Raw genomic sequence first — 23,224 nt, forward strand, 5'->3', positions numbered from 1 at the left:
GACCATGGCCTTGCTGAGCAACGAACTGGAGTTCACGAGGCCACAGATCCTGACGCTGACGGCTGGGGTACTGCAGCTCGCGCTCGGCTGGTTCGACGTGTTCGGCCTGGACCCCGACTACCACGTGATCCAGATCGGGGTCGGGGCGCTGGGCGTCGTGATGGCGTGGCGGCACGACCTCGCGCGGATGTACGGAATCCTCTTACTGCTGTCGTTCGGAATGCTGGCCTTCTCGCTCGAAGACGTGACGACCGAGGGTTTCCTGGAGGTTCGCACCGCGTTGATCGGGCTCGTGATCACACTGGCCAGGCCGGGGAAGGACGCGGCGCGCTGACGTCCTCGGAGACCGAGTTCAGCGGCGTCAGCGTCGCGTAGCCGGAAGCCAGCAGGGCCGAGTCCGTGCCCGGCACCAGCGACTCCTCCGAGTACACGGTGACGAGCTCGATCTCGTTCTCGTCCACCTCGTCCACCCGGCTCTGCACGGAGCCGAACCGCGCCAGCTTCGCCCAGCGAATTCCTTGCACGTCAACGATGTTCGGCACGTTCAACGACAGCACCGTGGCGGCCGGCATCTCGAGCAGCACCGGCAGCACGGCGCGCACGACCTCATCCGCCTTGTCCCACAACGGTTCGGGCCCGTCCAATCCGATGTCGAGCGACACCGCGAGCGACGAGACGTCGTTGAGTTGGCCGGTCAGCGCGGCGCCGACGGTGCCTGAGTGCAGGACCGCGCGGCCGACGTTCGCGCCCAGGTTCACGCCGGACAGCACCAGGTCGGGTTTGCCGCCGAACCCGCCGCGGCACGCGATCAGCGTGATCAGGGCCGGGTGCGCGACGACCGCGTGGGCCTCCGCGTCGAGGCCGGGCAGCGTACGGCGTTCGCTGACCACCCTGCCGGTGTCGCTGGCGGCCGCGACCGAGGCGCTCGTGCCGCTGGACTGGGTCGCGGGAGCCGCGACGACGACGTCGAGCCCGCACGAGACAGCGGCAGAGGCCAGGGTCAGCAGACCGGGAGAGTCGATTCCGTCGTCGTTGGTGATCAGCGCGCGCATCCGCTCATTCCTCGATCGGCTCCAGTTCCACGCGTTTGCTCAGCTCGCGCACCGCTTCTCCCCCGCCACTGCCGAGGCCGTGCCGCGTCACGTTCACCGCGCCCGCCGCCGCGCCGAGCTTCACCGCGTCGTCCAACGACATACCCAGCGCGAGGCCCGCTGAAATCCCCGCGGTCATGGAGTCACCGGCGCCGCGCGTGTCGACGGGCTCCAGCCGAGGCATCCGCACCAGGTACAGCTGCTCGTCGAGCAGGGCCAACGCCGGCTCGTCGGCACGCGACACCACCACGCCGTGCACGCCGGAAGAAGCGATCTTCCGGCACGCCCGCACCAGCTCGGGCAGCTCTTCCTCACCCAGCTCCTCGTGGCTCACCTTGACGACGTGCGGGCCACCCCGCACCGCTTCGGCCAGCCGTTCGCCGGCCAGGTCGACGATGACGCGGCAGTCGTTCCTCGTCAGGTCGGAGGTGAGGCGGAAGTACGTCTCGTGGGGCAGCACGCGGTCGTCGGACGGCCCGCTCAGCACGGCTGTGCCCGCGCGGATGCCCTCCACCAGCATCGACTCGTACAGGTCGTCCAGCTCGTGCCGGGACAACGCGTCCGGCAGCATCTCGACCATCTCGGAGCGCTCACCGTCACGGCGATCGTGCACGTACGAGCCGTTGCGCGCGGCGACTTCACGCGCGCGCAGGTCGATGTGCTCGCCTTCCAGCAACGTGCGCAGCACGCGGCCGGTCTCACCGCCGAACGCCGCGCACACCACGGCCTCGACGCCGAGCGAGGCGATCATCCTGGACTGCCAGAAACCCTGGCCGCCCGCGTGCAGGTGCACGTCGGGCTCGCCGTCGAGATCCTCGACGGTGACGGTCAGCTGAGGGGACGGGGCAAAAACGGCAACTCGGGCATCCACGACAGCCGGTTACCCGGTGCGAGCGAACAGTATTCGCCCGCACCGGATCATGCACCGGAGCCGCCGGTCGGGTCGTCTCCGTCCTGCGGTGCGGGCGCGCCGTCCGGCCCCATCTTCTCGTCGGCGCGCCACTCACCTGGTTCCGTCATGTCGCGGTATTCGTCGACCTCCTGGGGCGTGGGGTCGACACCGACCTCTTCCGCGAACTCTTCGGCTTCTTCTGGATCCGTCATGGTCGACGGAGTACCCAGAAGAACTCAGCAAACGCCGCCGTCGCGCCAGACGCCCCACTGACCGGTGGTGCCGGGCTCCTCGCCCTGCGTCCACCACTGCGCGGTCCACTTGTGGCCGTTGTGCGAGACCACGTTGCCGCCGGTGTAGACCTTCGACCGCTCCCACCCAGGCTGCGGGCACGGACCGGGCGCCGGGCCGCCGGTGTCCCACGGGACCTGCGCGGACCGGTAGAACTTGATGCCCATCGTGGTCCAGCGGGGCGCCTGGTTGCCCAGCCGCACCTTGAACTGGTCCCAGTTGTGCGTCGACCACGGCGACCAGCCCAGCTCCGCGAGCACCGGGAGCCTCGGGAACGCCATGAACTCGATGTCGCGCGACGTCACGATCGTCTCGGTCCACAGTGGAGCTTCGACGCCGCGGACGGCCGACTCGGGAACGCCGCTCAGGTGCGTGCCGGGGTTCCAGTTGTAGGCGTCCTGGACCTCGATGAACCCGGCCCACGACAGACCGAGAGGCGTGCTGGAGTTGTACTTCATGTCCAGGTACGCCTTGTTCGCGGGTGACATGACGACCTTGTTCCCGCGTGCCGCCGCTGCCTGCACCGTCGCGTTGGACGTCGTGGTGCCCCAGTACTGCGGGATGGCGGTGGTGTCGGTCGTGGTCTTCACGAACTCGTGCCAGCCGAGCACGGTCTTGCCGTACTTCTTCACGATCGGCAGCGCGCGGTTCATGAACGCCTGGTAGTCGGCGTCGGAGGTCGCGTGGGCCTCGTCGCCGCCGATGTGGAAGTACGGGCCGGGCGTGAGCGCCGCGATCTCACGCACCACGTCGTCGATGAACTGGTAGGTGATGTCCTTGTTGACGCACAGCGAGGAGTAGCCGACCTCGATGTCCGTGCGCAGCGGCGGGGCCTGGCCGTTGCAGTTCAGCTCCGCGTACGAGGCCAGCGCGGCGTTCGTGTGGCCCGGCATGTCGATCTCGGGGATCACCGTGATCCTGCGCGAGGCCGCGTACTGCACGATCTCGCTGTACTGCGCCTTGGTGAAGTAGCCGCCCGCACCGCCGCCGACCTGCGTGCTGCCGCCGTACGTGGCGAGGCGCGGCCAGCTGTCGATCATGATCCGCCAGCCCTGGTCGTCACTCAGGTGCAGGTGGAAGTAGTTGATCTTGTAGAGCGCCAGCTGGTCGAGGTAGCGCTTGACCGACGCCACCGGGTGGAAGTGGCGGGCCACGTCGAGCATCGCGCCGCGATACGCGAACCGAGGGTGGTCGACGATCAGCGCGCCCGGCACGGTCCACGGACCGGGCTGCACGGTCGCACTCTCAACAGCCGCGGGCAGCATCTGCCGGAGCGTCTGCACGCCCGCGAACAGGCCCTCCGGCGTGTTGGCGCGCAGCACGACGGCTCCGGCCGCGACATCGAGCTGGTAGCCCTGCTGGCCGACCGTGCCCGGCGCGCCCGAGAGCAGCAACGAGATGCCGTCCGCCGGAGTGCCGGTCGTGTCCGACACCGGCAACGCGTAGCCGGTCGACGGCCGCAGGACGCCCGCCAGGAAGTTGCCGACGTCCCTCGCGGCAGGGGCGGTGTAGATCTTCGTGGCGGCCGTCAGCGTGTGCGTGACACCGGCTCTGGCCTGCACCGACACTGGAACTGGTACCAGGCTCTGCAGTGGTTCCGCGGCTTGCGACTGCGCGCTCACGGACAGCGCGGCGGTGACAGCGATGACCGCGGCGAGAACGCGAGTTCTCACGGCTCCTCCTCACGAGGCGGGGGCGGCGACCCGTGTCCAGCCTGGTCAAACATCCCATTTGCCGTCAATGGTCTGAGCCAATTTGAAAGGGTTCAGTACGCGGGGAGCTGGAGGCTGTTCACGACGTCGGCGAACTCCTCGGAGGGCGCCCCGCCGCTCTCCCGGTTCTTCAGCGCCATGTCCTGGTTGGCCGTCACGTACGGCCGCAGGATCTCCTCGTAGCGCTGGAACACCGTGGCGGGGTTGTCCCGGAGCTCACCGGCGAGCACGTAGGCACCCACCAGCGCCATGCTGGTGCCCTGACCGGACAACGGCGAGCCGCAGTAGCCGGCGTCACCGAGCAGCACGACGTTGCCGCGCGACCAGGTCTCCATGCGGATCTGGCTCATCGAGTCGAAGTGGAAGTCCAGCGCCTCCCACATGTGCTTCAGCGCGTTCTGCCACTCCCAGCCCGCGTCGGCGAACTTCTCGGCGATCAGCCGCCGTTGCGCCTCGATGTCGCGGTAGTCGACGTCTGCCTCGCCGTTGAATCCCATGTAGACACGGCACTCCGCGTTGGCGCGGGCGCTCATGACGCCGCCACCGACCTCGCCGTCCTGCTGGAAGATCTGCCAGTGGTCGAGGTTCAGGAAGTTCGGCGCGGTGAACACTGCCAGGTTCATGCCGAGGTGGCTGACGAACTCCGACTCCGGCCCGAAGACGAGGCGGCGGACGTTGGAGTGCAGGCCGTCCGCTCCGACGATCACGTCGAAGTCGCGCGGCGCGGCCTTCTCGAACGTGACGCGGGTGCCGTCGATCGCGGTGATCGTGTCGTCGAACAGGTACTCCACGCCTTCCACGGCGTCGAACAGCATCGTGGCGAGGTCGTCGCGCAGGAGCTCGACGTCGGGGCCCGCGAGCTCGCCGCCGCTGAGCGTGTGCGTGGTGGAGCTGAACAGCTCGTTGCCTTCCGCGTCGAGCATGGTCATGCCGCGCATGTTGGTGCTGAGCGACCGCAGCCGGTCGCCCAGGCCCATGCGCTCGATCACCTCCAGCGCCGGGCCGCGCACGTCGATGGCCTGGCCGCCCGGCCGCAGACCGCGGGCCCGCTCGACGACCGTGACGGCGAAACCGTGGCGCCGCAGCCAGTACGCGAGCGCCGGGCCGCCGATGCTGGCGCCGGAGATGAGGACGTTCTTCATGGTGTTGCCCCCTGTGGGTCGGTGTTGCCCACAAGGTGCCGACCGGTACCGACCGCCGGCTGACCACGAGCTGTCAGCGCTTGACAGCGACGAGCCTGGCGGCCGACGTGCCGAGCCCGGACGGGCCCCGGTTGAACGCTCCCGCCAGCAGGTGGGCGTTCACCGGGGTGCGGATCTCCTCCTCGTGGTAGCGCGAAGTTTCCACGTGCCAGTGGGTGACGCCGACGATCCAGTCCTTCAGCTCGTCGGCGTACCGGGTGAGTGACGCCCGCGTCGCGGAGTCCAGTGACAGGTCCTCGAAGAGCTTCGGCAGGTCGACGTCGACGGCCTGGACGAACTGTCCGAGCCGGGCGTCCATCAGCTTGAAGGTGATCTCGAACGCCCGCGGCTGGGAGACCCCGAGGAAGTTCTCGACGACCCGCACCATGTTGTGCACTTCGCCCTCGTACTGAATTTCCTTGAGGTACGAGATGGTGTCGTTGACCATGAAGGTGTAATCCATGGCCGACCGCTCCATGGTCTGAACGACCCGCGTTCCCCAGATCTCCGGCGGCACCGTCGTCGAATGCGAAAAGCGCGACAGCGAGGTCGTCAGCTCGGAACCGAACGTCGACCGGCGCATCTCCAGGTAGTCGACCGGGTCCGGAATGCGGTTCTGCTGGATGTTGATCACTTCCCACGCCCAGGCGTCCAGCATCGCGTCGACGGCTTTCCGGAAGGTGGACCGGAACTCCGGCGACATCGGCGCGGCGGTCTTCTGCCACAGGTCGGCGAGAGACCGCTCGACGGCGTTGACCGGCACGATCGTCGGCACCAGGTCGAGCGGCATGCACAGCTTCAGCCGCGCGGTCTGGCTCTTGAGCCCGGCGAGGTCCTTCAGCCTCCCGAACACCCACGGGTAGAAGTCGTCGCCGTAGGTTCCCCAGGTCAGCCAGGCGGCCGAGAGGAACAGCTCGGACGGCGTGCCGTCGGGGTCCATGCACACCGATGCCAGTGCCAGGTCGAAGCGGCGGTTCTTGGCCTCGTCCCAGATGCCCTCGCCGTGGAAGCCGACCTCCTCGCTCCACGCGATGACCTCCTCCCGGCACTGGTCCAGGTGCGGGGCCATCCCGAGCACGAACGGGATGTCGTAGGTCGGCCGCGGGTACGGCTCGACGATCTTGGGCGTGGCCGTGAACTGCTTGAGCCGCTGCGGCATCGTCCTCGCGTACGAGCCGAGGACGTCGGCCGCGGACGTGCCGGGCTGGGTCCTGAGGCCCTTGTTCATGTACCGGGACGACCGCAGGTGCCACTCGTGGCCACCCGCCTGCCAGTCCTGCAGGCCCTTCACGTAGCCCAGCACGGCCGCGCGCCCGATGGGGTCGATCGCGTGCTCGTCGAGCAGCAGCGGGACCTCGGTGAGGGCCGTGTGCTCGAACTGGTGCAGGCGGGACGTGAGGAGGTCGTTGACGGCCTCCGCGGCGTCCTGGGTGGGGAGGTCGAGGAACTTCTCGAACACCAGCACGCTGTTGGACAGCTCGCCCTCGTCGAGGACCTCGCGCTCGTAGGAGAACAGGTCGTTGCGCAGGTGCACGGCGTCGCTGAACGTGTCCCTGAGGACACCGATCGGGCGGCTCAGGGCGATCTGGGCCGGCACTTCGAGGCCGACCGCGTGCTCGACCAGGTTCGCGCTCCACGGCGCGCCACCGACCTTGCGGCGCATCTCGATGTACTCGATCGGGTTGGAGAGCCGGTGGGCGCTGATGTTGTGCAGCTCCCACATCGACTCGTCGAGCAGGTGCTTGGTGTTGGAGGCGAACCGCTCGCGCCAGTCGAGCGAGTGGCTGGGGACCGTGCGGCGCCAGAGGTCCGCCAGGCCCTTCTCCACCGGGTTCGCCGGCGTCGCGGTGATGACACCGTTGACCGGCATGAACAGCGGCAGCCGGTCGAGGTAGGCCTGCGCGCCCTTGATGTCCGGGTTGCGCTTGTAGAGCTCGACGAAGTGGTCGTCGAAGTAGAACACCCACACGTACCAGTCGGTGATGAGGTCGAGCGTCTCACCGTCGCAGTCGGGGTGCGTGTAGGCGCAGAGCAACGCGTAGTCGTGCGACTCGAGGTCGTCGTCCGTCCAGACGACCGTTCCGTGCTGCGGCACGTCGATCATGTCCATCTCGTGCGCCCATGCCCGCGTGTGGACGCGGGCGCGCTCGAGGTTCGGGTTCAGCCGGGCGGGGTGGGGCGTGTAGAACTCCGGCAGCTGGAACGGCTGCATGTGCTGGACCTCCGCGCGTTGGACGTAACGCGATGCACGCAACCAGCCCACACACGGGCACGCCAGATGGTGAAACGTTGATCCACACGTTTGTATCGCGGTGTCGCCCGTTCAGCCCAGCCCTTCTTGACCGGTGCCCACTCAGCGCACCAGTGACTGGGCGCTGAGCTTCACCGCGAACGGGTACTGCAGTTCGATGATCTCCTCGCCTTCCGACCGCGCCTGTTCCACGTACACCCCGTTCTCGAGGTGCAGGCAGCGCAGCCACGGCCCGTCGTAGTCGATCATCCAGTAGTTCTCGCAGCCGACTTCCTGGAACTTCGCCCGCTTCAGTTCCAGGTCCACGTGTCGCGTCCGGGGCGAAAGGACCTCGACCGCCAGCACGGGCGGCCCCATGAGCGCCTGCTTCGTGAACTGTTCGCGACGTCCCACGACCAGGTCCGGGATGAAGACCGTGTCGTCGGCGAGCACCACGTCGACCGGAGCGGGGAGGACCTCCAGCTCCGGCGGGCAGACAGCCGTCAGCGCCACCAGCAGGCGGGCGACGACCCGCTGGTGCACAGGACGGGGCGAGGGGCTCATCACCAACACCCCGTCAACGAGTTCGAAACGGTGCCCGTCATCAGGCATCGCCTCCAGGTCCGCCCACGTCAGCGGTCTGCCGTGGGGAAACGTCGGGACACCACCCATGGTGCGTTCCACCCCCTGGTCGAGGCCACTGTCCGCCGGACGGGTCCCGGCGATGCCATTAGACAAGACTGGTCCGATTCTCACGACTCGCAAGCCCCTTTTGGCCGACCTCGCACCACTGCACGCACACGTCTCCGTGACCGCTACCCCGGAGCGTGAGGCCTCACTGGTCCTGTAGTGGAATGCGACACCCGGACGGAGCAGCGTTTTGGTTGCAATCGAACAAGTGGCTAATTTTTGATCAATTTTCGGGCGATTTTCGGTAACGCCATCACCGTTGCCAATTGCTCGCGAATGCGACCCTAACGGAATCTTACGAGCCAGCCAAGCACTCTGTTGGAGCAATACCTCACAACGGCCTCACATCCAGAAGATCAAATCACCTGGCGTGGGCTTCGAGCCCAATTCCGGTTAAAGGTGCGGGACAGTTCCCGACGGGCGGCGTTCAGGACGTCTGGGGCAGGTTCCGCAGCACCGGCGCCCGCCCGACGGGGTCCGCGAGCCGCTCGTACACCGCCGGCCCGCGCTGGTACCACCGCCGGGCCGCGACGAGGTCACCCGACGACCGCGAGAGGACGCCGAGGTTGCGGTACGCCCCGCCAGCTCACCGAGATCCTCGAAGACGTCCTTGGCCAGCAACGTCATCTCGTGCGCCAGGTCGTAGCGGCTCTGACTGATGTGCAACGACGCGAGCGAGCACCGCAGCACGGCCGCGCCGAGCACGTTGCCCGCCTTCTCACACGCTGCCAAGGCGATGTCGTGGGTGTGCTGCCATGCGTCGTGGTCCCCACCGGCCTCGAACAGTGGGAAGAACTTGGTGGCCACGCGGTGCGCGGCGTGCACGGCGAGCGTCGTCTTACCCGCCCCCACCGGGCTCGTCAGCAGCACCACCTGCGGGAACGGTGATGAGACGGTGTTGAGACGGGATCCGGAGCTCCCAGGCGGCACTGACGTGCGTACGACCCGCCGTTCGGAGCAATCCCGCGGCGGATCACCGGAATTTCGCTGGTGTGATCGCGGTGGGGACGCGGTGTGGACGCACTCCAACACGCTCGGTGGCATCACCACCGAGGGGAGCCGGAGATGCGCAGGACCACGGACAGAATCGCCCAGTACACCGCCATCGCACTGGTCGCGGGTGCCGCTACGACGCTGGTGCTGCTGGCGCTGTGGCTGTAGCGAGGACCCGCTTCGCCACGGCCATCGCCCTCGGCTGACGCAGGTGCTCGGCGGCCGCGACCGCCTCCTCGCCGTAGCGGATGGCGGTCTCCCGGTCGCCGAGCGCCAGGTGCAGAGTGGAGAGCTGGCCGAGCACCTTGTACCTGCTCCACCAGCGGCTGGTCGAGCTGACGACGGCCAGGCACCGCCGGGTGTGGCCGATCGCCTCGGTCAGCCGCCCGTCCAGCTGGGCGGCGAGCGACAGGGCCACGAGCATCGCGACCTGACCGATGTGGTCGCGAATCTCCTCCATCGCCGCCAGCACCGCGTGGTCGTCCGGCAGGTTCATGTACGCACGGCACAGTCTGCGCACCTCGCGCACCATCTCCCGGACGGCTGCGAAGTCACCCGTCTCGTACCGCCAGTAGGCGAACTCGGCCACGGCGATCGACTCTCCACGCCGGTCACCCGACTCCCGGTAGGCGGCCAGCGACCGCTCCGCGCAGGACCTGCTCTCCTTGTCGTTGGACATACCGAAGTGCACGTAGGCCAGGTCGTGCAGAACCCCCGCGTAGGCACGCACGTCACCGCGTGACTGCAACAGCGGAAGTGCTTGCTCCAGGTGCGTGAGCGCCTCGTCGTACTCCCCGCGCTCGGCGTGGAGGACGCCGATGTGCTCCAGCGCGTCCGCTTCCCCCGTCGGGGCACCCACCTGCCGCATCAGCACAAGGGCGCGTTGGTAGTGCTCCATCGCCTTGTCGAACTCGTGCTGTTCCCGTGCGGCCATGCCGAGCATTCCCAGTGTCGACGCCTCACCGCGCACGTCGCCGATCTGCCGCATCAGATCGAGAGCCTCGTGCAGGTGCTCCGCCGCCTTCTCGTAGTTCTCCTGCCCGAGGTGCGCCGATCCCAAGCCGCGCAACGCTTCCGCGCGCGCCTGCAGATCACCGAGGTGGTGCGCGGCCGCGAGCGCGACGCTCTGCACCTCGACCCGTTCCCGGCCGGATCCGCGCAACAGCAGGAAGTGCGCGAAGTGGTGTGGCAGCTGCCAGGCGTACCGGTAGTGCCCCTCGTACGCGGCCAGGTAGACGGCCGCCCTGAGGTTCCGCCGTTCCGCCTCCTGCCACGCCAGCGCCTCGACCGGCGTGGCGAACACGGGAGGATCGATCTGCTCGTACGTCACCGCCGAGTGGATCTCGGGCCGGCCGGGCGCGATCCGTTGCGCGGAGGTCGCCGCGCCGTGCAGGTAGTGGTCGAGGATGCGGACGACGGCCTCGTCCTTCTCGTCCGGCTCGACACTGGCCTTCGCGTGGTCGGCCAGGAGGTCGTGGAACCGGTAGCGGCCGTTCTCCTGTTGCTGCACCAGGTGCACGTCGAGCAGTTCGTCCAGCAGGCGTTCGGCCTCCGCCCGCGTCGTGCCGGCCACCGCCGCGGCGAGGTGCACGTCCCAGTCCTCACCGGTGTGCAGGCCCAGCCGCCGGAACAAACGCTGCTGGTCTGCCGTGAGTTGCTGGTAGGACAGGGCGAACGCGCCAGCGACGCTGCGCTCGCCCGCCTTCAGCTCGGTGAGGCGCTGCTCGGTGAGCCGGCGCGTGAGATCGAGCGCGGTCCACGCGGGCCGGGAGCGCCACCGGGCACCGACGATGCGCACGGCCAGCGGCAGGTAGCCGCAGAGCCGGACGATCTCGCGCGCCGCTTCCAGGTCGTGGTCGACCCGGTGCCGGCCGGCGATGCTCGCGAGCAGGTTGAGCGAGTCCACTTCGGACAGAACGCCGAGCGACACCGTGTACGCCGCGTCGAGGTCGACGAGCCTGCGCCTGCTGGTGACCAGGACCAGGCCGGTGCCGGGCAACAACGGGCGGACCTGGGCGGCGCTACCGGCGTTGTCGAGCACCACGAGTGCCTTGCGGTGGGCCATTTCCGCTCGCCATCTGGCGGCGCGGGCGTCCAGGCCGTCCGGGATGTCCTGCGCGGGCACGCCGAGCGCGGTGAGCAACGCCAGCAGCGCGTCCGACGGTGTTCGCGGTTCAGCGCCCTCCGTGTAGGAGTGCAGGTCCACGAACAGCTGCGCGTCGGGGAACTTCGGCGCCAGCCGGTGGGCGGCACGGACCGCGAGCGTGGTCTTGCCGATGCCCGCCATGCCGTCGATCGCGGTGATCGCGACGCAGCCGGACGGGACGGCGGCGAGGATCTCGTCGAGATCCTCGGCGCGGCCCGCGAAGTCGGGGATGTCACCGGGCAGGTCGTTGCGAGCCCTTGGCCGGTTGTCAGCCGTGAGGACCTGCTGATGGGCCTGCTGCAGGTCCCTGCCGGGGTCGAGGCCGAGCTCCTCGGCGAGCCTGGTGCGGATGTCGTCGTAGGCCCGCAGCGCTTCCGTCTGCCGGTCGCAGCGGTGCAGCGCGACGATCAGCTGGGCCCACAGGCGTTCCCTGGCCGGGTGCTGCCCGGTGAGCGTGCGCAGTTCCGGGACGAGCTGCTCGTGCCTGCCGTGCTTCAGATCCTGGTCGATCCGCGCTTCCAGCGTCGCGAGGTACTGCTCGGTCAGCGCGGGCACGTGGTCGCGTTCCAGCGCGTCGCTGCCGATGTCCGCGAACGGGCGGCCACGCCAGAGCTTCAGCGCTTCCCGCGGTTCCAGCAGGCCGAACCGGTGGACGTCGACCTCGTCCGGCCGCACGTCCAGCAGGTAGCCGCCGGGCCGGGTCTGCACGAGCTCCGGCCGGCCGAGGTCCTCGCGCAGCCTGCCGACCGCGGTCTGCAGGGCGTTGCGCGACCCGCCGGTCAGCTCGACCAGCTCGTCGACGCCGACCACCTGGCCTGGACGCAGCAGCAGCGCGGCGAGGATGACACGCCGTTTGCCGGACGGGACGTGGACGTGGTGCCCGTCGAGCACCACGTCCAGCGGCCCGAGCAGGCCGAACGACCTCACTTCCACTGACCCCAGTGGACCATCTCCTCGAACGGGGTGCGCTTGCGCGTCCGCGGCGACGCACCCTCGGAGATGCCCTCCTCCGCGGGGTGGCCGATCGCGATCATGCCGATCGGCACGTAGCTGTCCGGCACGCCGAACGCCGCCCGCAGCTCGGGCCACGTCTCCTTGTCGGTGCCGAAGAACACCGCGCCGAGGCCCTCGTCGACCGCGGTCTGCAGGATCAGCAGCGCGGCCATGCCCGTGTCGATGTCCCAGTACGGCACGGGCCAGCGGTTCTCGTCGCGGTCCGTCCACCCCTTGTCGGCCTGCGCGTACCGGTCGAGGTAGACGTCCTTGGCCGAGAACGGGATGACGACGACCGGAGCCGACTTGGCGCCCTCCCCGCCCCACCACTCGAACATCTCGCTGAGCCGCTTCAGCGACTCCCCCTGCAGCACCAGAAAGCCCTGCCCCTGCGAGAACCCGGCGGACGGACCACGCACCGCGTTGCGCATGATCCGCTGGATGCTCTCGTCACTGACCGGCTCGCCGGTGAACTTGCGCACCATGCGCCTGCGCCGGACCACGTCCTGAAACTCCACGTCAACCTCCCCAGATGTGATCTCGACCGTAGCAGCGGTCCGGGGGAGCTCGTGCGGAGTCAGAGCCGACGCAGTCCGGCCAGCACTCGTTCCAGCAGAGCACCATCGGGACGATCGCCGCCGTACGAGGAAGCCGTGCGGTGGACGTCGATCAGGCCGTGCGCGGCCATGTCGCCGAGCAGCACCTTGGTGACGCCCAGCGGCAGACCGCGCAACGCGGCGATCTCGGCCACCGAACGCGGCGAGTGGCACAACGCCAGCACGTCCTGGTGCTCCGGGCGCACGGCGGTCGCCGAGAACTCGTTCACCGAGACCAGGGTCTCGATCTCCAGATGCACCTCGGACGTGGTGCGGCCACCGGTCCAGGCGTAGGCGCGCACGATGGACGCCGACGACTCGATGGACGGCAGCGGCGGCACGTCGAACGGCAGCGTGGCGTACGGGTCCGGCTCCGGCGGGGGTTCCGCCGCGCGCGTGGCCTTCTTCTTGCCGCGCTTGCGGATCCGTTCGCTGTCGAAGCTGAAACCGCTGATCAGATCGCCGAAGTTGACCTGCTCGTCGGGCTCTCGGTTCATGCCAGCTCGGCCCGCAGTTCCGGCGTGAGCAGCTGGCCCACCTGCCGCACGACCACCGTCATCTCGTAGGCGACCTGCGAGACGTCGCACGAGGACGACGCCAGCACCGCGAGGACGGAGCCGTCGCTGATCGACATCAGCAGCATCACGCCCCGGTCCATCTGCACCACGGTGCGCACGACCGACTCACCGGCGAAGCACTGGGACGCCGACTCCGCGAGCGACACCACGCCTGCGACGATCGCCGCGAACTGGGGTGCGACGTGCGCCGGCAGCCTCGACGACGAGATCAGGACCAGACCATCGGCCGAGATCACCACCGCGTGCTCGATTCCGGGTGTGCGCTCGGTGAAGTTGGTGACCAGCCAGCCGAACTGGTCCACCTGCGTGCTCATCGACTCTCCTGCCGGTCGGGAAGGCCTCGCTGCACACCGCGCTGGAAGGCGTCGAGGAAGCCCCGAGCCGACTCAGGCGACTGGCGTGCTGGTGCGGGTGGAGGCGGTGGAGCGGCACCCGGTGACTCGAACCACGACGCCGGACCCGACGCCGTACCCGGCATCTGGGCAGGCGTCGCCGGTCGAACCGGACGCTGCTCGATCGCTTCCCCCCGGAAAGACTCCCAGGACTCCTCCCGCCGTGGGGCCAGTTCCGCCGGAACCAACACGATCGCGCGAGTGCCTCTGCCTTGTTGGGCATCGAGCCGTACCACGATCTGATGGCGCGCGGCCAGCCTGCCGACGACGAAAAGTCCCATTTCGCGGAAGACCTGGACGTCCGCGCCCTCGCCTGCGGCCTCGAGGCGGTGGTTCACGACCGCCAGTGCCTCCGGGTCGATGCCGATGCCGTGGTCGACCACGTCGATCTGCACGATGTCACCGGCCTCGATCGACGCGCTGATCGTCACCTGCGTGTGCGGCGGCGAGAAAGCCGTTGCGTTGTCAAGAAGTTCGGCCAGCAGCCGGACGAGGTCGCTCGCCACATAACCGACCACTTCGGCGTTCGGCGCCGTGTGCACCATCACCCGCTGGTACTGCTCGATCTCCGCGGCCGCCGCGCGCAGCACGTCCGTCAGCGGAATCGGCCGGGTGAACCGCCGCGCCACGTCGCCGCCGGAGAGCACCATCAGGTTCTCGTTGTTGCGGCGCATGCGGGTGGCGAGGTGGTCGAGCTTGAAGAGGTTCGCGAGCTGGTCCGGGTCCTCCTCGTACTTCTCCAGCTCCTCCATCAGCTTGAGCTGGCGTTCGACGAGGCTTTGGCTGCGCCGCGAGAGGTTCACGAAGATGTTGCGCATGTTCGCGCGCATGCCGGCCTGTTCGATGACCGAGCGGACCGCCTGCTGGTGCACCTCGTCGAAGGCGCGCGCCACCTGGCCGAACTCCTCGGTCGTGTCCACCGGCACCGGTTCGATCTGAGTGCTGCCGCGTCCGGTTGCCACCATTTCGGGAAGTTTGTGCCACGCCACTTCCAGCGCGGAGCGGCGCAACGCGTTGAGCGAGCGCAGCAGGTAACGGCCGACGACGAACCCGATCGTGCCGGCCAGGATCAGGCTGGCGAACAGGATGGCGGACGCCGCACCGGCGCGGTCGCTCGTCTCGTCGCGCAGGCGGTTCGCGGTGTCGCGCAGGTCGTTCTGCATGCCCTGCACCACGCCGTCGAGCGACGTCGCGACAGCTCCCGACGCCTTGCTCCAGTCCGATGCCGCGATCGGCAACGGCTTGGGCCTCGCCGTGGCGCTGTTGTTGCTGTTGTTGTTGCCCGTGCTGGGAGCGTCCGAGGCCGGATGCAGCACCGCGGTGGTGAGCATCTTGCGGTGGGCCTCGATGTCCGGGCCGTTGAACTTGGTGCTCCAGGTGCTCAGCTGGTCCGCGGTCGCGAGCGCGGCGAACTCGCCGGCGATGTAGCCGAGCTTGACGTTCGACTCGACGAGCGACCGCACCTCCGCGGTGACCAACTGGCCGCGCGTGAGCCCGGACAGCACGACCGCCTGCTGGTAGAGGACCTGCTCCTGCACGTGCAGCACGTGTTGCAGGCCCATCGCCGTGCGGAAGAGCGCGGCGTCGCCGAACTCGCTCGCGAGGACCTCGTCCACGTCGAGCATCGACTCGGTGAGGGCGGTGTACTCCCTGATCACGCCCGGCACGTCGGTGGTCCGCTCGCGCAACGCGGGCAGACCACCGATCTTGGCCGCGACGTCGTCCATGCGGGCCGTCACGACCTCGGCCAGGGAGGTCTTGGCGATCTGCCCGCGCAACGCCGTCCTGGACTCGTCGGTGCGGCGCACCTGGTCCTGGAGCGCCTGCTGCCCGGAACCCTCGGCGACGATCCGCCGTTCCGCCTGCACGCCCTCGATCACGGGGATCAGCGCGGCACGGACCTTCACCAGCCGCTGGAGCGCCGCGTAGGACTCGGCGCGTTCCATGTGGGACTGGATCTGCAGTACGCCGGCGCCCACCGCGATGAAGACCGGAACGATCAACACCGCGGCGAGCTTCACCGGCAGGCGCCAGTTGCGCCAGTTGACGAGCGCCTTGAACATCAGACGAAGAGCTTGGCGGCGTTCAGGAAGAGCCGGTACAGGCCGTAGGCGAGCGGGATGCCCACCCACAACCACGCACCGATCAGCAACAAGCGCTGGGAGTTCACTTCCGCACCACGCCTTCCGCGTCGACTGCGTCTTCCTCGTCGGCGGCCTTCGCGGCGTCCGCCGCCTCGGCCTCGTTCCACTTCGCGACCGTGGCCTCGTCGTCGGTCTTCTGCGAGGGCTCGTCGGTCTCGTCGGCAGCCTTGGGTTCGTGGAACTTCGGGTCGACCGGGCGGATCAACTCGTTCGCGACGAAACCAACGACCAGCAGCGAGATCATGATGTAGAACGACATCGCGTACAAGTCAGGCCCGACGTGTCCCGCCTTCTTGCCCGCGTCCGCGATGGCGTTGACGATCAGCGGCCCGAGCACGCCGGCGACCGACCACGCGGTCAGCAGGCGACCGTGGATCGCGCCGACCTGGTAGGTGCCGAAGAGGTCGCGCAGGTACGCGGGAACGGTCGCGAAGCCCGCGCCGTAGAAGGACAGGATCACCATCGCCGCGACCACGAACAGCGGGGTGCTGGTCGGGCCGAACACCAGCAGCACCAGGTAGAGCAGTGCGCCGACGCCGAGGTAGAGGCGGTAGATGTTCTTGCGGCCCACGATGTCCGAAGTGGACGACCAGATGAACCGGCCCGCCATGTTGGCGGCGCTCAGCAGCGCCACGAAACCGGTGGCCGCCGTGGCCGCGACCGGTATCGAGGACTCCTTGAAGAAGTCGACCAGCATCGGCGCGGCCTTCTCCAGGATGCCGATGCCCGCGGTGACGTTGAAGCACAGCACGACCCAGAGCAGCCAGAACTGCGGCGTCCTGATCGCGTTGTTCGCGGAGACGTTGAAGCCGACGGAACCCTTGGGCCTGTCCTTGAGCAGCTCCGCCTTCTCCTTGGTGAACTCCTCGGAGGGCAGGCGGATCAGCAGCACGCCGACGCTCATGAAGATCGCGTAGACGATGCCGTGGATGAGGAACGCCTTGCCGATGCCCGACGTCGAGGTGTTCCCGAACGCCGTCAGCATCGAGGTCGACCAGGGTGAGGCGATCAACGCGCCGCCGCCGAAGCCCATGATCGCGATGCCGGTCGCCATGCCCGGCCGGTCGGGGAACCACTTGATCAGCGTCGAGACCGGCGAGATGTAGCCGATGCCGAGACCGATGCCGCCGACGAGGCCGTAGCCCAGGACGACGACCCAGTACATGCCGGCCCACACGCCGACAGCCGAGATCAGCAGACCGGAGCAGAAGCAGACCAGGGAGGTGAACATCGCCCACCGCGGTCCCCGTCGCTCCACGGTCGTGCCGAGCACCGCGGCCGAGAGCCCGAGCATCACGATGCCGAGCTGGAAGGGCAGAGCCGACTGCGTTCCGGTGATACCGAGAGATTTCTCCAACGGCGTCTTGAAGACGCTCCAGGCGTAGGCCTGACCAATGGAGAGATGAATCGCCAGTGCTGCGGGCGGAACGAGCCAGCGGTTCCATCCGGGAGGCGCGACTGTGCGTTCGCGCGCTAAGAACCCCACTTTATCCCCAACCGTCACAAAAACGCGGACCGATCGATCCTAGGCCAGGCGTACACGTGCGACAACGGTCGGGAGCTGTCCTACCGCTGTTACATGGGACGCAACTGCGGTTCACGCAGACGAGCTACTCTCGCGTCCGACCATTTGAGACGAATGCAGTGTCCGGTTTTGCCCGTTTCCCGGTACTGGACGCGTTGACTGCACACGTGAGAGCGCTACAGTGGGCGCGCACGCATGAGGGGCGGGGGTACATGACCAAGGCGATGTGGTCGCCTGGAGAAACGCAGCACGAGGATCGGGAATTCCGGGGCTTCGCGTCGTTCGGCGACCCCGAGGCTTTGTCGTACGTCGATTCGAACGGCAAACCGAACTTCGCGCTGATTCGGCAGACCGACGAATTCCGCATCCTCCGCCGGCGGCTCACGACGTTCATCTTCCCGATGACCGTGTTGTTCCTCGCGTCTTACTTGACCTTCGTGCTGCTGTCCGCGTATGCGAGAGACGTCGTCAGCATCAAGGTGGTCGGCGTGATCAACCTCGGTATCCTGCTGGGTCTCGGGCAGTTCGTGACTTCGATCATCATCACGCTCGGCTACGCCCGTTACGCAAAGCGACGGCTGGACCCGCAGCGCAAATTGCTCGCAGAGAAGACAGGCGTCGAGGAGTAAGGCATGCCCACCACCGGCAACCCGGTGCTGAACCTCAGCGTCTTCGCGGTGTTCGTCCTGATCACCCTCTACATCGTCTACCGGGTCAGCAGCCGCAACGTCACGGCGTCGGACTACTACGCCGCGGGCAGCTCGTTCACCGGCGCCCAGAACGGTGTCGCACTCTCCGGTGACTTCCTGTCCGCCGCGTCGTTCCTCGGCATCTCCGGCGGTATCGCGGCGCACGGCTACGACGGCTTCCTCTACTCCGTCGGCTGGGTCGTCGCGTGGCTCGTCGGCCTGCTGCTGATCGCCGAGGGCCTGCGCAACACCGGCCGCTTCACCGTCGGCGACGTGCTGGCGTTCCGGATGAAGCAGCGCCCGGTCCGCGCGGCCGCCGCGAACGCGACCCTGGTGATCTCGTTCTTCTACATGATTGCGCAGATGGCCGGCGCGGGCGGCCTGATCGCGTTGCTGCTCAACGTGTCCTCGAAGTGGGGCCAGGCGCTGCTGATCGCGGTCGTCGGCATGGTCATGGTGCTCTACGTGCTGGTCGGCGGCATGAAGGGCACGACCTGGGTGCAGATCATCAAGGCCGTTCTGCTGCTGCTCTGCGTGACGCTGATGAGCGTCTTCCTGCTCGGCAAGTTCGGCTTCAGCCTGTCGGCGATCATGCAGCAGGCCACCGAGAACAACAAGCTCGGCGAGGCCGTGCTCGACCCCGGCGCGAAGTACGGCTTCAGCACGATGTCCAAACTGGACTTCGTCTCGCTCGCTCTGTCGCTCGTGCTGGGCATCGCCTCGCTGCCACACGTGCTGATGCGCTTCTACACCGTGCCGAACGCGGCGGAGGCCCGCCGCTCGGTCGTGTGGGCGACCTGGACGATGGTCATCTTCTACCTCTGCACGCTGGTGATCGGCTTCGGCGCGATGGCGCTGGTCGGCTCCGAGACGATCGCCGCGGCACCGGGTGGCGAGAACTCCGCCGCACCGCTGCTGGCGTTCCGGATCGGCGGCGCGGTCCTGCTCGGCGTCGTGTCCGCGGTCGCGTTCGCCACGATCCTCGCGGTCGTCGCTGGCCTGACCCTGGCGGCGTCGGCGTCGTTCGCGCACGACGTGTACGCGAACGTGATCAAGCGCGGCAATGCCGAGCCGCGCAAGGAGATCAGGGTCGCGCGGCTGACCGCGGTGGTCGTCGGCGTGCTGTCGATCCTCGGCGGTATCGCGGCGAACGGCCAGAACGTGGCGTTCCTCGTGTCGCTGGCGCTCGCGCTGGCCGCGTCCGCGAACCTGTCGACGATCCTCTTCACGATCTTCTGGCGGCGTTTCAACACGACCGGCACGCTGTGGAGCATCTACGGCGGGCTCGGGTCGTGCCTGGTGCTGATCATCTTCTCGCCGGTGATGTCCGGGGCGAAGACGTCGATCTTCCCGGACGTCGACTTCGCGTGGTTCCCGCTGGGCAACCCCGGCCTCGTGTCGATCCCGTTCTCGTTCCTGTGCGGGTTCCTCGGCACGATGTTCTCGAAGCCGGAGCCGGAGAAGGCGGACCTGGCCGCGGAGATGGAAGTCCGGGCCATCGCGGGTATCGGCACCAAGGCTTGATTCTCGGGCCTGATCACGCCGGGATCAGGCCCGCTTCGTGGGCGATGATCGCGGCCTGCACGCGGTTCCTGACGTTCAGCTGCCGGAGAATGGTGCTCACGTACACCTTGACGGTTCCCTCGACGACGTGGATCCGGCTCGCGATCTCCGCGTTGGACAGACCCGCGCCGACCAGGCCGAGCACCTCGCGTTCGCGTGCCGTGAGCACCTTGATCCGCTCGGTGGCGCTCGACCGCGGCCGGGCTTTCGCGAGCTGGTCGACGACTCGCCTGGCGACCAGGGGCGACAGGTAGGCGGCGCCGGTCGCGACGGCGCGAACCCCGGCGATGATCTCCTGCGGGTCGCCGGTCTTGAGCACGAACCCGGCCGCGCCCTCCCCCAGCGCCCTGCTGATGTAGGTGTCGTCGGCGAACGTCGTGAGCACCAGCGTCCGCGTCTCCGGGTGGCGCTCGCGGATCCGCGCGGCCGCGTCGAGCCCGTCGACGCCGGGCATGCGGATGTCGAGCACGGCGACGTCGGGCCGGTGCTTCGCGACGAGGTCGAGCGCCTCGCTCCCGTTCTCGGCCTCCGCGACGACCTCGATGTCCCCGCCGGTCGCGAGCACGGCCTTCACGCCGAACCTGACCACCGGTTCGTCGTCCGCGAGCACCACCCTGATCAACCGCTCCTCCTGGCGAGCCACTGCTTGGACACGAGCCGATCATCCCGGAAGCACAGCTGGTGGAGGTCGTGCCGGTGGCTGTCGAACGGGTTGGCGTGCGTGCTGTAGTACCGGCACTCGGCACCGGCCGGGGCGCTGACCCCGAGCGGGTTGTCGACGCGGGTGCGCAGCGGCAGGTCCAGGTCGTCCTCGTGGTGCCCGAACTCGGCCCGCGCGAACTGCTGTGGCGTGAGCACCGACGTCACCGCGTCGAAGACCATGTAGCCCGGCACGCCGATCGCGATCACCGCGCACACCACCGAGGTGATCAGCACGGTGCGTCTGGCGCTCTTGCGGATCTCGGCCTCGGCGGTCTGCCGGCGCACGTGCGTGGGAGTGGTGCGTGGCAACGGGCGTTCCGGCAGCTTTGCCCTGACCTCGAACCCGCCGTCATCGGTCGGCGCGGCCTCGAACCAGCCGCCGACGAGGGCGACGCGTTCGGCCAGCCCGACCAGTCCCTTGCCGCTGCCCACCGCGGAGGTCTTCGGCGCCGGTCCGTTGGTGATCCGCAGTTCGAGGTTCGCGCTGAGGCGGACGGTGACCTTCGCACCGGGAGCATGCTTGATCACGTTCGTCAACGCTTCGGCGGTCACCCGGTGCACCGTCCGCGCGATGATCCCGTCGATCGCCGTTCTGCGTCCGTTGGTGAGCTCCACGTCGAGGCCGCTGCCGGCCACGACCTCCTCGATCGTCGCCACGGGTTCGTCCGCGTCGGCCCTGAGCACCTGCATGACGTCGGCGAGCCGTTCCGCTGCCGCCGTGACACTGGCGCGAGCGGTCCTGGCCGCCTCGCGTTGCTGTGCGGTGAGAGTCGGTTCCAGTTCGAGCGCGCCCACCAGCAGCGCCGCCCGTGCGAGCTCGTGGCCCACGAGATCGTGCATCTCACCGGCGAGGCGCGCGCGTTCGGCGTTGCGGGCGTTGTCGGCGTCCCGCTCCAGCAGGGAAGCGTGCTCCCAGCCGACCTCCTGCAGCTCCGCGTACCGGCGCCGGAACCCCCCGAACGCCCACGGCACCACACCGAGCACGCCGATGCCGGACGTGACGGCGAGCGCGGTGTCCGATCCACCGCGCTCGATCAGTGCCACGACCACACCGGCGATCTCGGCGATGGTCAGCGCGATCGCGGTCGCCCGCGGGTCTTTCGCGTGCCGTCCGGCGAGGAAGCTCGTGAGGGCGAGCGCGGGCGCCAGCGCGATCAACCCGATGACGCTGTCGGACTCGACCCGGACGAGGTAGCAGACCAGCCATGCCCCGAGCGCGAGGCCGAGCGCCACCGCCGGCCTGCGGTGCACGACGGAGAACGCGGCGGCGAGCACGACCAGGTAGAGCACGACCTCCCAGACCGCGAGCCGGCCTGGCCGGGAGGTCTCCGCCGCGGCCACCACCAGCGTCGCCGCGCACACCCACAGGATCAGCCGAACCCACACGGGGCCCATCATCCCAGCCGGCTGAGAACCACGGTCGGTGCGTCGTCATGGCGTGCTTGCTTCTTCTTCAGCAGCACCGCGATTCCCCAGGAGACAAGCGCGCCCAGCAACAACCCCGCCAGCACGTCGTGTACATAGTGGACACCCACGATCACCCTCGACGACGCGGCCGCGAGCGCGCAAACCGCCGCGACCCAGCCGAGAGTCCGGTGCATCGCCCAGATCGCCATCGCGGACGACCCGGCGATCACGGAGTGGTTGCTGGGAAACGACCAGTCGCCCGGTGCGGGGCATTCGGCGAGCGAAGGCGCCGTGCGGCACGGCCTTTCCTCCTGCACGACCAGTTTGACCACCTCGCTCACCGCGTACGCCACCACCACACCTGCGCCGGCGAGGAAGGCGCGCAGCCGGAGTTTCATCACCAGCCAGGCGAACATCAACACGAACACGACCAGCACCGCATCGGTGCCCACCACGAGCCAAGTCACCCAGCCGAAGCTACGAAGATCCCGGCCGTCGCACCTCTGCCGATGGGAACCGATCAGACCTTACTTTCGACAAGGTCGGCCCCCGCGCCGATCCGGTCTGGACGGTGGAGAATCCACCCCTCGGCCCTTGGAGGAGAGCGACTCGGTGTGCTGATCCAGCGTGCGGCCATTGCCCTCGTCCAGGTTCCAGTGCCGTGGCAGTCAGCCTTTGCCCGTGTTCGGGGTGTTCTCCGCGTCGCTGAGCGAGGTCGCGGACCCGCGCTACGTCGGGACGGCGCTCACCGCGCTGACCGTCGTCGGGTTCGGGCTGACGGTGGTCGGCATCCAGCTCGTGCCGCTGCTCGCCGAGCTCGTGACCTGGCGCTACGCGTTCCTGCTGCTCGCGCCGGGGCCGCTCGCCGGAGCGCTCGCCATGCTCAGGACCAGGTCGTAGAAGCCCTCGGGGTTGTCGGCGCCGGACCGGCCGTCGATCAGCTCCCGCACGATGTCGCAGTGGCCGGCGTGCTGCGCCGTCTCCGCCACGACGCGGACGAGCAGGTGCCCGAACGTCGTCTGCCGCCGGTGCTCCGGCCACCACGGCACCGACGCGGGCGCGTCCAGCTGCAGCTGCGCGATCGACTCGTCGCTGTGCCGCCAGGCGAGGCGGTAGAGATCGAGCAGGTACTCGCGGCTCTCGTCGGGCTTGGCCCACATGTCGCCGTTCTCCCAGACGGACTTGTCCTCGACCCACGGCAGCTTGACGGTCGAGGGACGGCCGGAGGACTCGCCGAGGTAGCCGAGCTCGATGCCGATCAGGTGCTTCACCAGGCCGAGCAGGTTGGTGCCGCTGGGCACGAGCGGGCGGCGGGCGTCGTACTCGCTCAGTCCGTCCAAAGAGGACACGATGGAGTCACGTGAGGCCTGGAGGTAGTGGCGCAGGTCGTCGGAGGTCATGTCGCGACA

Annotated in this window: 22 protein-coding genes and 1 pseudogene; 4 read left to right on the forward strand and 19 right to left on the reverse strand. The window is 68.5% G+C overall.

The window, feature by feature from the left end:
• The first annotated feature begins 4 nt into the window (after nucleotides 1–4).
• Nucleotides 5–334, forward strand: a complete 330-nt coding sequence (locus C8D87_RS25030; RefSeq protein WP_112228586.1) for a hypothetical protein — start codon at nucleotides 5–7, stop codon at nucleotides 332–334.
• Here C8D87_RS25030 and surE read toward each other — a convergent pair.
• From surE to C8D87_RS25100, 15 genes and pseudogenes are all read right to left on the reverse strand, one after another.
• Nucleotides 297–1,052 carry a 5'/3'-nucleotidase SurE gene (surE, locus tag C8D87_RS25035; protein ID WP_112228587.1) on the reverse strand — a complete coding sequence of 252 codons (756 nt, stop codon included), beginning with the start codon at nucleotides 1,050–1,052 and terminating at the stop codon, nucleotides 297–299. The genes C8D87_RS25030 and surE overlap by 38 nt on opposite strands.
• A gap of 4 nt (nucleotides 1,053–1,056) precedes the next feature.
• On the reverse strand, nucleotides 1,057–1,962 hold the full coding sequence (locus tag C8D87_RS25040) for a 1-phosphofructokinase family hexose kinase (protein ID WP_112228588.1): 906 nt from the start codon (nucleotides 1,960–1,962) through the stop codon (nucleotides 1,057–1,059).
• A gap of 47 nt (nucleotides 1,963–2,009) precedes the next feature.
• Nucleotides 2,010–2,195 (reverse strand): hypothetical protein, encoded by a 186-nt coding sequence (locus tag C8D87_RS25045; protein WP_109639980.1) that lies wholly within the window; start codon nucleotides 2,193–2,195, stop codon nucleotides 2,010–2,012.
• Nucleotides 2,196–2,219: 24 nt separating this feature from the next.
• Nucleotides 2,220–3,947, reverse strand: coding sequence for a family 20 glycosylhydrolase (locus C8D87_RS25050; protein ID WP_112228589.1), 1,728 nt, complete (start codon nucleotides 3,945–3,947; stop codon nucleotides 2,220–2,222).
• Nucleotides 3,948–4,039: 92 nt separating this feature from the next.
• Nucleotides 4,040–5,128 (reverse strand): FAD-dependent monooxygenase, encoded by a 1,089-nt coding sequence (locus tag C8D87_RS25055; RefSeq protein ID WP_112228590.1) that lies wholly within the window; start codon nucleotides 5,126–5,128, stop codon nucleotides 4,040–4,042.
• A gap of 73 nt (nucleotides 5,129–5,201) precedes the next feature.
• On the reverse strand, nucleotides 5,202–7,379 hold the full coding sequence (locus C8D87_RS25060) for a terpene synthase family protein (RefSeq protein ID WP_112228708.1): 2,178 nt from the start codon (nucleotides 7,377–7,379) through the stop codon (nucleotides 5,202–5,204).
• A gap of 141 nt (nucleotides 7,380–7,520) precedes the next feature.
• Nucleotides 7,521–8,069 carry a Uma2 family endonuclease gene (locus C8D87_RS25065; protein WP_112228591.1) on the reverse strand — a complete coding sequence of 183 codons (549 nt, stop codon included), beginning with the start codon at nucleotides 8,067–8,069 and terminating at the stop codon, nucleotides 7,521–7,523.
• 411 nt (nucleotides 8,070–8,480) lie between these two features.
• Nucleotides 8,481–8,960 (reverse strand): hypothetical protein, encoded by a 480-nt coding sequence (locus C8D87_RS46140; protein WP_170166571.1) that lies wholly within the window; start codon nucleotides 8,958–8,960, stop codon nucleotides 8,481–8,483.
• A 253-nt stretch (nucleotides 8,961–9,213) separates the two neighbouring features.
• Nucleotides 9,214–12,153: an AfsR/SARP family transcriptional regulator gene (locus tag C8D87_RS25075; RefSeq protein ID WP_170166572.1), complete on the reverse strand. Its 2,940-nt coding sequence runs from the start codon at nucleotides 12,151–12,153 to the stop codon at nucleotides 9,214–9,216.
• A complete protein-coding gene (locus C8D87_RS25080; protein ID WP_109639975.1) occupies nucleotides 12,150–12,737 on the reverse strand; it encodes a nitroreductase family protein in 588 nt (195 codons plus the stop codon). The genes C8D87_RS25075 and C8D87_RS25080 overlap by 4 nt, the downstream gene beginning before the upstream one ends.
• A 59-nt stretch (nucleotides 12,738–12,796) precedes the next feature.
• Complete coding sequence (locus C8D87_RS25085) at nucleotides 12,797–13,312, reverse strand: DUF742 domain-containing protein (RefSeq protein ID WP_109639974.1); 516 nt, start codon at nucleotides 13,310–13,312, stop codon at nucleotides 12,797–12,799.
• Entirely contained in the window at nucleotides 13,309–13,707 is a 399-nt protein-coding gene (locus tag C8D87_RS25090; RefSeq protein WP_112228593.1) for a roadblock/LC7 domain-containing protein, read from the reverse strand. Before C8D87_RS25090 ends, C8D87_RS25085 begins: the two co-directional genes overlap by 4 nt.
• Nucleotides 13,704–15,848, reverse strand: coding sequence for a sensor histidine kinase (locus tag C8D87_RS25095; protein ID WP_112228594.1), 2,145 nt, complete (start codon nucleotides 15,846–15,848; stop codon nucleotides 13,704–13,706). Before C8D87_RS25095 ends, C8D87_RS25090 begins: the two co-directional genes overlap by 4 nt.
• A complete protein-coding gene (locus C8D87_RS49410) occupies nucleotides 15,848–15,955 on the reverse strand; it encodes an MFS transporter small subunit (RefSeq protein ID WP_419503918.1) in 108 nt (35 codons plus the stop codon). Before C8D87_RS49410 ends, C8D87_RS25095 begins: the two co-directional genes overlap by 1 nt.
• A gap of 134 nt (nucleotides 15,956–16,089) precedes the next feature.
• Nucleotides 16,090–17,415 (reverse strand): annotated as a pseudogene (locus C8D87_RS25100) (OFA family MFS transporter); the annotation flags it as partial.
• A 251-nt stretch (nucleotides 17,416–17,666) separates the two neighbouring features.
• Between C8D87_RS25100 and C8D87_RS25105 the strand changes: the two are divergent.
• Nucleotides 17,667–18,083: a DUF485 domain-containing protein gene (locus C8D87_RS25105; RefSeq protein WP_109639970.1), complete on the forward strand. Its 417-nt coding sequence runs from the start codon at nucleotides 17,667–17,669 to the stop codon at nucleotides 18,081–18,083.
• A 3-nt stretch (nucleotides 18,084–18,086) separates the two neighbouring features.
• Entirely contained in the window at nucleotides 18,087–19,667 is a 1,581-nt protein-coding gene (locus C8D87_RS25110; RefSeq protein ID WP_109639969.1) for a solute symporter family protein, read from the forward strand.
• A gap of 13 nt (nucleotides 19,668–19,680) precedes the next feature.
• On the opposite strand, the gene C8D87_RS25115 is transcribed toward C8D87_RS25110, so the two are convergent.
• Genes C8D87_RS25115 through C8D87_RS25125 form a run of 3 tightly spaced genes read right to left on the reverse strand, consistent with a single transcriptional unit; the run spans nucleotide 19,681 to nucleotide 22,282 of the window.
• On the reverse strand, nucleotides 19,681–20,328 hold the full coding sequence (locus C8D87_RS25115; RefSeq protein ID WP_112228709.1) for a response regulator: 648 nt from the start codon (nucleotides 20,326–20,328) through the stop codon (nucleotides 19,681–19,683).
• Nucleotides 20,325–21,794: a sensor histidine kinase gene (locus C8D87_RS25120; protein ID WP_170166573.1), complete on the reverse strand. Its 1,470-nt coding sequence runs from the start codon at nucleotides 21,792–21,794 to the stop codon at nucleotides 20,325–20,327. Before C8D87_RS25120 ends, C8D87_RS25115 begins: the two co-directional genes overlap by 4 nt.
• Nucleotides 21,795–21,802: 8 nt before the next feature.
• On the reverse strand, nucleotides 21,803–22,282 hold the full coding sequence (locus C8D87_RS25125) for a phosphatase PAP2 family protein (protein WP_215732472.1): 480 nt from the start codon (nucleotides 22,280–22,282) through the stop codon (nucleotides 21,803–21,805).
• 214 nt (nucleotides 22,283–22,496) lie between these two features.
• Between C8D87_RS25125 and C8D87_RS25130 the strand changes: the two genes are divergently transcribed.
• Entirely contained in the window at nucleotides 22,497–22,715 is a 219-nt protein-coding gene (locus C8D87_RS25130; RefSeq protein WP_215732473.1) for a hypothetical protein, read from the forward strand.
• Here C8D87_RS25130 and C8D87_RS25135 read toward each other — a convergent pair.
• Entirely contained in the window at nucleotides 22,646–23,215 is a 570-nt protein-coding gene (locus C8D87_RS25135; RefSeq protein WP_112228597.1) for a DinB family protein, read from the reverse strand. The two genes, C8D87_RS25130 and C8D87_RS25135, sit on opposite strands and share 70 nt — an antisense overlap.
• Nucleotides 23,216–23,224 lie beyond the last annotated feature (9 nt).

Origin of the sequence: Lentzea atacamensis (assembly GCF_003269295.1) — a bacterium.
GTDB lineage: Bacteria > Actinomycetota > Actinomycetes > Mycobacteriales > Pseudonocardiaceae > Lentzea > Lentzea atacamensis.